The 11,735-nt window shown below is 60.4% G+C and carries 8 protein-coding genes; 2 read left to right on the forward strand and 6 right to left on the reverse strand.

What is annotated here, in order from left to right; genetic code table 11:
* Nucleotides 1–12: 12 nt before the first annotated feature.
* The gene (locus AAC640_RS15670; protein WP_340267923.1) at nucleotides 13–1,065 is read right to left on the reverse strand and encodes a DUF3800 domain-containing protein; all 1,053 of its coding nucleotides are present in this window, start codon (nucleotides 1,063–1,065) and stop codon (nucleotides 13–15) included.
* Nucleotides 1,066–1,406: 341 nt separating this feature from the next.
* On the opposite strand from AAC640_RS15670, the gene AAC640_RS15675 reads away from it, so the two are divergent.
* Entirely contained in the window at nucleotides 1,407–3,662 is a 2,256-nt protein-coding gene (locus AAC640_RS15675) for an AAA family ATPase (protein ID WP_340267925.1), read from the forward strand.
* 57 nt (nucleotides 3,663–3,719) lie between these two features.
* Here the strand turns inward: AAC640_RS15675 and AAC640_RS15680 are convergent, their stop codons facing one another.
* The 4 genes from AAC640_RS15680 to AAC640_RS15695 all read right to left on the reverse strand — a co-directional run bounded on the left by AAC640_RS15680 (nucleotide 3,720) and on the right by AAC640_RS15695 (nucleotide 9,854).
* Nucleotides 3,720–4,880: a tyrosine-type recombinase/integrase gene (locus AAC640_RS15680; protein WP_340267937.1), complete on the reverse strand. Its 1,161-nt coding sequence runs from the start codon at nucleotides 4,878–4,880 to the stop codon at nucleotides 3,720–3,722.
* A 216-nt stretch (nucleotides 4,881–5,096) separates the two neighbouring features.
* Nucleotides 5,097–5,366, reverse strand: a complete 270-nt coding sequence (locus AAC640_RS15685) for a cation transporter (RefSeq protein ID WP_340267939.1) — start codon at nucleotides 5,364–5,366, stop codon at nucleotides 5,097–5,099.
* Nucleotides 5,305–7,263 carry an alkyl/aryl-sulfatase gene (locus AAC640_RS15690; protein ID WP_340267927.1) on the reverse strand — a complete coding sequence of 653 codons (1,959 nt, stop codon included), beginning with the start codon at nucleotides 7,261–7,263 and terminating at the stop codon, nucleotides 5,305–5,307. The genes AAC640_RS15685 and AAC640_RS15690 overlap by 62 nt, the downstream gene beginning before the upstream one ends.
* Before the next feature lie 236 nt (nucleotides 7,264–7,499).
* The gene (locus AAC640_RS15695; RefSeq protein WP_340267929.1) at nucleotides 7,500–9,854 is read right to left on the reverse strand and encodes a TonB-dependent receptor; all 2,355 of its coding nucleotides are present in this window, start codon (nucleotides 9,852–9,854) and stop codon (nucleotides 7,500–7,502) included.
* Nucleotides 9,855–9,894: 40 nt separating this feature from the next.
* Between AAC640_RS15695 and AAC640_RS15700 the strand changes: the two genes are divergently transcribed.
* The gene (locus AAC640_RS15700) at nucleotides 9,895–10,185 is read left to right on the forward strand and encodes a hypothetical protein (protein WP_340267931.1); all 291 of its coding nucleotides are present in this window, start codon (nucleotides 9,895–9,897) and stop codon (nucleotides 10,183–10,185) included.
* Nucleotides 10,186–10,317: 132 nt separating this feature from the next.
* Here the strand turns inward: AAC640_RS15700 and AAC640_RS15705 are convergent, their stop codons facing one another.
* Nucleotides 10,318–11,244: a LysR family transcriptional regulator gene (locus AAC640_RS15705; RefSeq protein WP_340267933.1), complete on the reverse strand. Its 927-nt coding sequence runs from the start codon at nucleotides 11,242–11,244 to the stop codon at nucleotides 10,318–10,320.
* Between the last annotated feature and the right edge of the window lie 491 nt (nucleotides 11,245–11,735).

Below are 11,735 nucleotides of genomic sequence, written 5' to 3' on the forward strand. Positions count from 1 at the left end.
CTGTGCGACCGGCTATCGCTTCACCCCAAAATTCGCGGCAAAATAGTCAATCATCTCGGCTCCTTGTGACCCGGAACGAAAGCGTCGCTGCTCCGCAACATCTATCGACGGAAAAAGGTGGATGATCTGATCCTCCGCATAAAGCGGAATCATATGTTCCGGATCCAAGCCGCCCTTTCGTAAACCAGCTAGGGTATTGGTCACTTCGAGCGTAGCGCCGACCAGAACATCCGCGAGTTGCACCGCCGCGCTCGACTTCGAGTCGACCTGCACAACACCGGACAACTTCAGCGGGAATTTGAGCGTCGCGATTTCTGAGGATCGGAACTCGACCTCTTCGTCGTGGTCGACAAATTTCCGGATCAGATCATGGTAAGTCTCGAGGTTCTTCGACTGGTCATGTTCGACGCGGTATGGACCATAGGACATCGCCTCCATGCGGCTGATCAGCGCCTGGAGCACTACCATTGCGGCATCCGTGGTCACGCCCGGCGACGCGATGGCCGCCAGGCATTCTGGCGCGGCCTCCGCTATCGGGCCCAACGCTTCTGGAAGTTCGCGCCAGTTGGTACGGCGCGCCGCATCGACGAGCTCGCGCAGAGCTTCGGGGCTCTTCTCCTTCACGGCGCGCTGGAACGCTGCAATGAGTTTCTCGAACAGCCCTTCCCCGAGCAGGGTAGGCCCTCCCGTGTAGAGGATGGAGCCGAGCGTAAAGTTTTGCCCGTGCTCGTAGAAATTGAGGTCGCGCTCATAGTAAAATGGCTCGGCCGCAAATTCTAGAAACATGAGGGTTAGCAGGAACCGCTTGTCGCAGACGTAGGTGACCGATTTGTATCCGGCTAACAGATCGCGCAGCAATGCCAGCAGCGGAACGTGACTGGACGGTCTGCGGGAGAGCGCACTGAACTTGAGTTCTGGCGCTTGCAGTCTGGGGAAGTGGTGCCTGATCAGCGCCGCTGCATCATCGTCTTCGATCGCGATCGCGGTTGCTCCCTGGAAGCGCTGCTCTGAATTGAGCAGATCAAAACCGGTGTAGCCACTCTCATCGATCCTGAAGCACGTCATGTGGTGTATCCTGCTGCGCTCGAGCAAAGTCGCACGGATGCGCTACCAGCTAAACCATCAACCGATTGCGCCTCGCCGGCAGAGTGTAGCTCAAAGCGTGGGACGGATGCATGCGGTGGCAGACGACTTGGATCTTTCCCGGCTTTGCTTGCTCCACCTTCCAGAATACCGTGCAGTAGGGCGTCCGGCTGGTATACAGACCGAGTCGCGTGGGGGGAACGATTGCATATTTCCGAGATATTGGCGGGTGGCTTCCGCTGCTTCGCGTCGTCACAGCCGCTTCGCCTTGCGCCATCTCCTGACCTCAATATCCTGGTCGGTCTAAACGACGCTGGTGCACCATGCTGACCGCGATCAAGCGCATCCAGGGGCTGGGTGTCTTCGGCGACTTTACACCGACGGCCGAGCTGCCCGAATTCGGCCGCTACAACATCGTCTATGGCGAGAACGGCTCGGGAAAGACGACGCTTTCCCGGTTGTTCGGCTGCCTGGAAGCCGGCGAGCATGCCGAATATGCCGACCTCCAATTCTCGATCGACAGCCAGTCCGGGGTGCTTGCGAAGGGGCAGCGCTATGCGCGCAAGGTCCGCGTATTCAACTCGGACTATGTCGAGGCGAATATCGGGCAGTTCCACGCTCCGCTGCGTCACATACTAATCATCGGCGAAGACAACAAGGCGCTGGCGGACGACGTCGTCGCCGAGAAGAAACTGCATGGCGAGCGGAGCGCTGCGATCGATGTCGCACAGAAAGCGATAACCAAGCTCGATAGCGACAAGGGGAAGGTCTTTTCGGCGATTGCCAAGACCATTGGCGAGGCGACGAGCGGCAGCACCTTGCGCAGCTATCGCAAACCCGACGCCGAGGCCGCCTTCGCCAAAGAGCGCGATCTGGCGCCGCTGAACGATGCCCTGCTCGAAGCGCATCGCGCGACGGTCCATCAGGAGCAGCTCGATTCGATCACGTCCCCGACGCTTGCCAGCTACGGCGGCGGGCCGGTCCTTTCGGCGAGTCCATTCGTCGATATCACTGCAGCTCTGCCCGGATTGGTCTCAGCCTTACTCGCCCGCACCGCCCAAGCGGGCGTGCTGCGCCGCCTGGTCGAGGAACCCGCGATCGCGGTTTGGGTCGAACAGGGCGTCGCCCTCCACCGGAACCACGGCTCTGCACACTGCGAATTCTGCGATCAGCCACTGCCGCCGGCCCGGATGGCCGCGCTTGCAGAGCATTTCGGTGTCGAGGATCAGCGCCTGAAATCCGATATCCTGGCGGCGCTGGACGTCGTGCATGCGCTACGGGATGCGCTGGGGATGCTTGAGCTTCCTGCGAGAACGGCGCTCTATGCTGAGCTCCGCGATGACTATGAGGCGGCGTGCCAAGTCATCACGCGGCGTCGTGACGAGGTCGTCGGCCAACTGGACGCTGTCGCAGCGCTTCTCGAGGACAAGCTGCTCAATCGGTCCACGGCAAGCTCGGCACCGATCGTGATCGACCCGTCTTTATTGGTAGCGGCAATCGCCACGCTCGCAGCGCTCGTCGAGCGTCACAATCGCAAGTCGGCAGAGTTCGATGCCGCGAAAGCTGACGCCCGCGCGCAGATCCAGCGTCATTATCTGTCGACGATCGATGCCCAGGTGCGCGATCTGGATCAGCAGATCGAAGCCCAAAAGGCGATCGTCTCGAAGCTGACCGATGGTGCTCCCGACCTGCCGGACCCGCGCAGCCTTGCGGTGATCAAGGTCTCCTACGAAACCAAACAGGCGCAGGTCTCGAGCGAGCATGCCGGCGGCGCGCAGATGACCGAGCGACTCCGCGATTTTCTGGGACGCACCGATCTACGCTTCGAATCCAGCAACGAGGGGTATCGCGTGCTGCGGCGGGGCAAGGCTGCCAAGCGCCTGTCCGAGGGCGAGAAGACCGCGATCGCCTTTCTCTATTTCATCGTGCAGCTCGGCGATCAGGATTTCGATCTCGCCGAGGGCATCGTCGTGATCGACGATCCAATTTCCAGCATGGATGCCGCGTCAATCTACCAGGCCTTCGCCTTTCTCAAGAATGCGGTGAAGGATGCCAAGCAGATCTTCTTGCTGACCCACAATTTCGATTTTCTGAAACTCCTGCTCAACTGGCTGAAAAGCGTTCCCAGATCGGTCGGCACGAAATCCTATTACATGATCGTCTGCAGCGAGACCGAGACCAGTCGCGAGGCGGGCCTGCGGCCGCTTGACAGACTGCTGCTCGATCATCCGAGCGAATATAATTTCCTGTTCAAGCTGCTGCACGGCTTCAAGTCGGACGGGACCATTCTCGCAGCCTACCATATTCCGAACGTAGCGCGGAAAGTGCTGGAGACGTTCCTCGAGTTCCACCGACCCTATGAGAATAGCGTCTACGCCAAGCTGGAAAGCACCACATTCGATCCGCACAAGAAGACTGCTATCTACAAATTCTCCAACGATCTCTCCCACCCGACCGGCAAGGGCTTCGATCCGGCCTTGGTTGCCGAGACTCAGAAGAACGTGACCTTTCTGCTCGAGATGATCAAAACCCTTGAGCCACTTCATTATGAGGGACTCGAGAAGCTCGCTATTGCCTAATTGCCGACGTGATCGCCGATCGATGTCGTGTGATCGCGCAAGGATGTCGGCTCCACGCTAACCAATTTTAGCCATGAGGCGTCCGGCGGCCCCTTGCTCAGCTGCCAAGTTCCGATTGTAAGCCAGCGGCATACGCGGGCTCTTCCAGCGCAGCGCGTCCATGATCCCGGCGAGATCCTCGCCGCTGGCGAACAGGTCCTGGTTCAAACCGACTCGGGTCGAATGCGCGCTGATCCCCTTGAGCAGCCGCGCCAGGTCTTCGGCCGTCAAATCACCAAGCGCGCCGCGGTCGAATGCACGCTGGATGATCGTCCGAAAGATCGGCCCGATCGATCCGGGATGGAGCGCCGTCGTCCCGACATCGTATTCGACCCGCGCCGGCACCGCCGGTTTCGAGAGCGTCTTACGTAGATCCCAGGTTTCACGGCTCGAGATGCTGTGGATCGGCCGACCTTTCACCGCGGCTCGGGCTTTGTATCGCCGGACCTGGACGCGCCGGAACAGCGGGCCGGAGGAGATGTCGGCCGCCTCGGTCCACGCGGTGATCGCTCTCACCGAGCGCGGCGACAGGAAAGCGGTCGCCCCTTCCCCTTCCTGATCGCCCTTACTGCGCTGTATTTCGAGAAGGCGCGCCTCAAGATCGAGTGCCTCGATGATATGCTCAATTGCAACGGCAGTCAGCTCCGAGGCCCGCAGGCCGGTGTCATAGGCGACCGACAGCAAAGCGCGGTCTCGCAAGCCCGGTAGATCATCGGCACATGCCTCGAGCAGCGCCCCCACGTTGATCCCGCGGCGCTTGTCACGCTCGACATCGCGCACCGGCCCCTTGAACCGTAGCGGTCGCGCCTGGGCTTGAGCAGTCCCCTTCTCGCGCCGGATGGCGCGCAGGCGCAATTTGACCAGTTCGGCTTGGGTTGGATTTTTGAGGTCGAGCAGTTGATGGATCTTGGCGATCGAGGCCTTGTAGCGGCCAAGGGAGGCAGGCTTAGCCCCCTGCCCTGCCCGGGCATCGAGATAGTCGGCGACCGTTTCCGGAGGCGCCGGCAGCGCGATTCGGTTATGGCGCCGGCACCAGGCGTCGAACGCTTCGAGGTCATTTTTGAGCGCCCGGATCGAATGCGGCGAGCTCGCCGCCTGAAATGCCGCGATCAGGGTCTCGTTGATGACGATGCGAGCGCCGGCGCGCATCTGGGTCGCCGTCCACGCGATCTCCGGCATAGCGCCGGCCGACGAACGGCCGTTCGCTACCTCCACGACAAGAAACTGCCCATTTCCATGAGTTTCGATCAGATCGGGCGCGGTCGCATCCATAGCCGCCGTGTAGCCACCTTATAAAGATGGTGCAATAAGGCTTATGTGATAACTGGTTTATCCGCATGTCCATTCACCATCAGGTCCACAAGCACGTTCGATTTAACATACCTAATTTATTGGCTACCCGTATTTCGTATCGCGCAGCAGCACCCAGGTGTGCGGTAGAACCCAGAGCCCAATCCCGATCGCGACGATCGGGTCAACCAGGGTCCATCCGGCGAGCCGGATGACGAGCGCGCCAGCGATGACGCCGATCGAGCCAATCATGTCGGCCCCAACCTCCAGATAGGCACCCTTGACGTTGAGGCTGGCGTCCTGGCCATCTACGTTATGGCGTGACGATGTTGAAGTCGGTGAAGGTCGTAAGAGCTGACCGCAGGCGCTCGACAGCGCCCTTGTCGCCCGCGATTTTCAGACCGCTGCCTGACTCCAATTTTGCCAGCTGAGCACCGGAGAAAAGCTGCAATATGGTGGTCCACCGTGCCTCGATGGTTGCGTTGGCCGTATCGCTGTTGCCTCCCATCTCTCCCAGGAGGACATGGTTGGAAAGAGTGATCAGCGCACGCTCGCCCCTGTCATTGACGATGAGGTTCAGGGTCAGTGGCGCATCGCCGATCTTGGCGGGATCCAACCTTGTCGCCAAGACATCCAGATAAGCAGATGTCGGGATCGCCAGCATGGCGTCGGGAATTTTTGTCATGGACGGCGGCTGAGGCCGCTGAAGCTCCCGAAGATCCTTTGCTGCGGAGAGGTAAAAATTTCGCCAGAGACCGCTCTCGCTCTGGTATCCCAGTTGTTCGTAAACGTCCGCCAGCGCGGCACGCGCCTTCACTGTGGGCTGGGCAAAAACTAGCTTCTGCAGTACTTCGGCCGCCCAGCGGTAATCACCGCTGGTCGCAGCGGCCTGACCTGCGGCAAGCATCTTCTCCGGTCCGCCGGCCAATTTCACATAGCGTTTTGCGGCCTCATCCGTTGGCAGTGGGTTGAGGTTGGCAGGAACCCCATCGAACCAGCCAAGGTAACGGTCATAGACTCCTTTCGCGTTATGGCTGACCGTGCCGTAGTAGCCGCGGTTGTACCACTCCTTTGCGAGGCTTTCGGGCAGTTGGAGTTCGTCGCCGATCTCGGTGGGCGTCTCTCCCATATTCATCAGGCGGACGGTCTGGTCGTGGATGAACTTGTAGGTGTCACGCTGCTTGGTGAGGAATGATTTAACCTCGCCCTGTCCAAATCTGGGCCAGCAGTGGCTCATCATCACCACATCGGACCGCCCGGCGTAAAGGTTCAGGTCCTCGGTCAGATAGCCCGCCCAGCGCAGAGCATCCCGAGGCCGCGCGCCGCGCAACGTCTGAACATTGTGCAGACTGCAACTGGCGGTCTCCGCGATCAGCAGGGCGCGCTGCTTCGGCAGATAGAGGTTCATTTCGGAAGGGGCCTCGCTCTCGGGCACCATCTGGAACTCGATGTCCAGGCCGTCGATCCGCCGGGTCTCCCCGGTGTGGGTTACAGTGTCCGTGGGAGCCAGGAAAGTACTGGTGCCCTCCAGGTGGCCTAGCGCCACGCCGATGCCAACGAGGCCCTGTGGGTCTTCTTTCAGGGCGGATCCGGCGTGATATTGTGTACGGCGGCCCATGGCGGGACCGGCGATGACACTCTCGGATATGAGTTCTCGCATAAATCCGTCCGGAGCTATGATCGCAACCTTGCCAGCCTTCACATCCGCTTCCGTGACCACGCCCCGGACACCACCGTAATGATCACCATGGGAATGTGTGTAGATCACAGCCCGCACCGGACGGCGGCCTACCTTGGCATACACCAGATCCATGGCTGCCTGGGCCGTTTCCTTGAACATCAGCGGGTCAACGATCAGATAGCCGGTCGCGGTTTCGACGATGGTCATGTTCGCGGCATCAACGCCACGCACCTGGTAGACGCCGTCCACCACCTTGAAGAGGCCGCTGCGTGCGGAGAGAGCGGTCGCACGCAAGAGGCTGGGATTGACGGTGTCGGGTTTGGTCTTGGCCGCCCAGTCATAAGCGGTCAGGTCGCGCAGAACGCGGCCATTTGCATCCTTGACCGATGGAATAGTCCCCATGAAGCCGCGCTCGCTGAAGTCGAAGTCGCGTCGGTCCTCCGAACTCGTAGGTATTGGCTTTGCGAGCACCTCGCGGGTCTTGGCGCTGGCGGGCTTCTGATCCAGAAGTCCCGGAGTTTGCCCGGTGGCGCTACTACCAGCAAGCGCGATGACCAGAGCCACCATCGAAATCCGCGTCGACATATCCATCCCTTTTGTTCCTCAAGCCGCGTTTACGGTTTCAATCGTCTTAGCCAGTGCGAGCTTAAGGCCGTTGACCTCTACACAGGGATACGCCCCGCTTTATACCGACCGCCGCTCTCGCGCGCGGCAATTTCCTTCCGTTCAAAGGCTGGCTTTCTTTCAAACCATCGCACCCACGCACGGACCTTGATATCCATTTCCGGATACCAAGGTTCGCACGACAGCAGTGTCAGCGCCGATGACTATTGCCCGAAGGCAACCGTCAGACGAAGCATGATTTCCCGGCCGCGATTGATTACCGCATAGGCATCTGCCGGTGCACCTGCGGTGGTGGTGCCGGAAATACCGCCGGTGAATTGCAACTGCTGTCCGCTTGCCCAATAATATTTTTCGGTCAGATTGCGGCCGATCAACGCCACTTCCCATTTGTTGTCGGCATTCGCGATGCGCGCCGTGGCGCCCACGAGGGCATATTTGGGCGAGATCAGGAGCGGAAACAGGCTGGCATCATGAGGCGACCGGCTCGCGAAGTCGATATCTGTCGAAAGGCCAAGCTTCAGCGAATCGCCAAGCGGGGTTTCATAGTTTGCGCCGACATTCCCGGCCCAGTCGGGCGCGTTGATGAGACGCTTTCCAGCCAGATCCTGAACATTGCCATTCTCGCCCGGCAGGATCGGGCGGGCGTTGCCGCCGCCGGTCGCGCGGAAATTACAGCCCTGTCCTTGCGATTGTCCCCGCCAGCACGGCCCGAAATAGTCAGTGTAGCGTGCGTGATTATAGTTGAGGGCGCCTCTCAGGGTCAGTCCCTCGATCGGTGTGCGGTAGCTCATGTCGAACTCGATGCCCTTGGTCCGCACGCCGCCGGCGTTCCGGATCGTGCCGATAGTACCCTCAAAGGCGGTGACCTGAAGGCCGGTGACCTTATAGCTGAAGACCGAGAGATTGGTGCGAAGCGCGCCATCCAGCAACGCCGCTTTCACGCCGCCCTCGAAGCCTTTGATCTTCTGCGGTCCATAATTGATGGGAACGGCAAAGGACGCCGTACTGCCATTGAAACCGCCCGACAGGAACCCGGTCTTATACGATCCGAAAAAGGTCAACCTCTCGCTCGGGCGATAGCTGGCTGTCAGCTCCGGCGAGAAATTGTTGAAGGAAACCCTATCCACAGGTGGCGCAAAGGGCAACATCGGGTTCGTGCGCGAACCGGTGAAATCCGCAAGCGCGACGGGGAGCGTCTTCTTTTCATGCGAATAGCGTCCGCCCGCTGACAGTTCGAGTTGCGGCGTAACATCGAACCGTGCCTGGCCGAACACCGAATAGGCGGTGCCGTCCTGGGTCAGCAGATATTGCGCCACCTCGACGGGGTTGGTGGCGTTGCCGAAAGCGTGGTTGGCAGACGATGACCGTGTGTCGGTGTAGATCCCGCCGACCGTGAAATTCAAGGGGCCGTCAAAATGGCTGTTCGCACGAAGCTCCTGCGAAATCTGCCGGTGTTTGAACTGGACGAAGGCGGCAAGCGCCGGCAGGCCGACACTGCCGAAGTTGAAGATTGGAACGACAGGATAGGTAGCGAACTGATCGACATTGACGACCGCGTTCCGATAGAAGCCGGTCACAGAGGTGAGGTCGATCGCATCGCCGAGCTTATAGTTCATCTCCAGCCCGGCGAGGATCTGATTACTTTTGCTAAACAGCTCTCCATCACCGAATCTTGGCTCGTAGGGCGTGAAAACCGCGCCGATATTGTCGGTGCGGTTAGTGCGGGTGTCGGCCTTGCAATCGCTCACTACGCCCACGAGCTGCGAGGTCCCAAATGGGCAATTGACCACCTGCGCATTGTTTGCGTTCGATGCGCCGTCGGTCTTGCCATAGGTAAGTTTAAGGCGCGCGCTGAACGCGTCGGTTGGATCGAACTTCAATGTACCGCGCACCGCCCATTCACGATTGCGGGGACCGTAGCGGTGGAACGGGGCAAAGGGGCTGTCCGCCGGAACCACGCTTTTCACCCAGCCGCGCATATCCGAGCCGTAGAACGCAAGGCGCGCGCCCAGCGTATCGGTCAGCGGTCCCGAAACGAACCCTTCGCCGCGCCACTCATGCGCGTTGAACTCATAACCCAACGAGGCCTTGGCCGCGAAATGGGGTGTCGGGTCGGCGGTGCGGAGCGAAATGATGCCTGCCGGGCTGTTCTTGCCGAAGAACAGCGCCTGCGGTCCCTTGAGAACCTCGACCTGCTGGAGATCCATGAAGCCGAGGCGGCGTACACCCGATTTCGCGATCTGCACGCTATCGATGTTGAACGACACCGCCTGATCGCCCAGCGGGTTGGTGTCGGGGCCAGCGACGCCGCGCAACGCGATCGTGCCGCCCTGGATACCGCCGCCAGATCCTGAAATGGTCAGGCCGGGAACCAGCTGGGCGAGCGCGTCGGCGCCGTTGATCCCGCGCCGCTGGAGTTCGGCCGCGCCCACGGCCGTGAGCACAACGGGAACCGCTATCGACGTCTCGTCGCGCCTGCGCGCCGTGACGATGATGTCGTCGACAGGAGCCGAACTGCTCGCATTGGCGCCCTCCTGCGCCGCTGCCAAGCTCGGCACTACGCTAGCCAGCGCGGATGTAACGAAAAGAGCCAATCTGATGGCAGATTTAGTCATAGCAATCCTCCCCTTTTATTATCCCATCAGTATCCGGCGTCACTCCGCCGGTCCAATGCATAACTTGAACATTTATATGTATGATAATCATAGCGTCGGCAGACTTGCTAAGTCTGGCACGGCCGAAAGCCGGACCAAGCTGAAGACCTCAGCTCTGCCAAAACAGTTTGTCTTAAAGTCGATCGCCAATGCGCCGAGAACGCTCGCCCAGCACCGCGACATCCTCGAGACCGGAAGCGAAAGCTGGCGTTCCAAGATTGGCGAAGTGGCCTGACCCCTCCCCGAGTTGACCTGGTGGGTTCACAGGCACCTCCCACGGCCGACGGCGCGCGGCGTCGGCCGCCGATCCCTCCTCTCGACGACCAGAACAAGTTGAACTACCGTTCCAGAGCGGCCGTCCCTGCCGCTACGCCGCTTTCGTCACTGCGCGTATAAGCGCAGCTGCGAGCTGCCCCGCTACCAGTTCCGCCGCTGGTGACTGGGTTCGTCGCCGTCGGGTGACCTTTACCACCTCATAGCATGCGGGGAGCAATTCGGGGCAGTCGATCGCGACTATCCGACCTTCCTCGATTTCCTCCACGGCCAAGACGGGAGATGACATCCACAGCGCATCGCTCTCCTGGGTCAGTTCGCGTAATATCTCGGCATTGTCGCAGGCAAGATGGGGCGCATAACTGAAGGGCAACAATTCACCCTGCTTTCTCGGCTTCCCTCCGATCATTGGGAAGGTCCGCACCTCCGGTTCCGTGACACGCCGCCCGGCCAATGGGTGACCTGCGCGCGCCAGCAGGGCAGGCTGCAAATCACAGATCGGTTCTGCCTCATGCTCCTCACCCATCGGAGATGCCGCGCGAGAGCAGATCGCGAACTCGATTTCGTCGCTGGCGAGTTGGGGGAGCAATTCCGATCCCGCATCGATGATGACCTGTATTCGGATCGCCGGATGATTGCGAATCAAGGCGGGCAATACAAATGGCAGGCTCGCGCTTGCGATCAACGGTCCCAAGCCCAGTTTCACGTCACCTGCTGCGCCAACACCTATTCGCCGCATAGTGTCGTCAAGGGCTCGGGCGTCACGAAGCAGATGCTCCCCCTCTTCAACGAGAGCGCGGCCCGCGGCCGTGAGCGCCACACCGCTGCGCCCGCGATCGAACAGCCGCACGCCGTAGTCGGCTTCCGCCGCCTGGATGCTGCGGCTGAGCGCGGATTGCGTCAACGCGAGTACCTCTGCAGCGCGCACATAGCTTCCACTCCGCGCGAGCGTGACAACGTGTCGCAGACGACGCAGATCGATCAATGAATTATACTCATGGAACCGGGCAATAATATACATTGGGCACAATACCTATAGAATTCGGTACTCTCCCTCCCATCATTGGGGGAGAGACCGATGGCTTATGGCTACTATGTGATTGGCGCGACAATGCTCGTGCTGCTGGCGGAGATACTCTTCAGGCGTCATAGACGTATGCGTCCAGCGGACGAGAAGTGCGCGCTCCCGGGTCCGGTTATCTCGGAGATCGCGATCACCCGCTGCTGGTGCTGGCCTGGGTATGGGGATGATGGTCAGCCCCGGACTGGCGCGGCACGCTCGTATGAACCCGCCGGCGTGCGGTGTCACGACCGTTCACGACAGATCGTCGACCGACGCCACTGGCCCCGTACACCGGTTTCCCGCACTGCAGGGCATTCTTATCGAGCGGCGCGATCGGTTCCTTTGGCGTGCACCTTGCCCCACCTTACAAAGAGGGGTCAGTACATAGAACGGACCCAGATATACGCTAAGCGCCGACAGCCCCGCTCAGGTGTCGGCAAACACCTGAT

Origin of the sequence: Sphingobium mellinum (genome assembly GCF_037860795.1) — a bacterium.
GTDB classification, from domain to species: Bacteria; Pseudomonadota; Alphaproteobacteria; order Sphingomonadales; family Sphingomonadaceae; genus Sphingobium; species Sphingobium mellinum.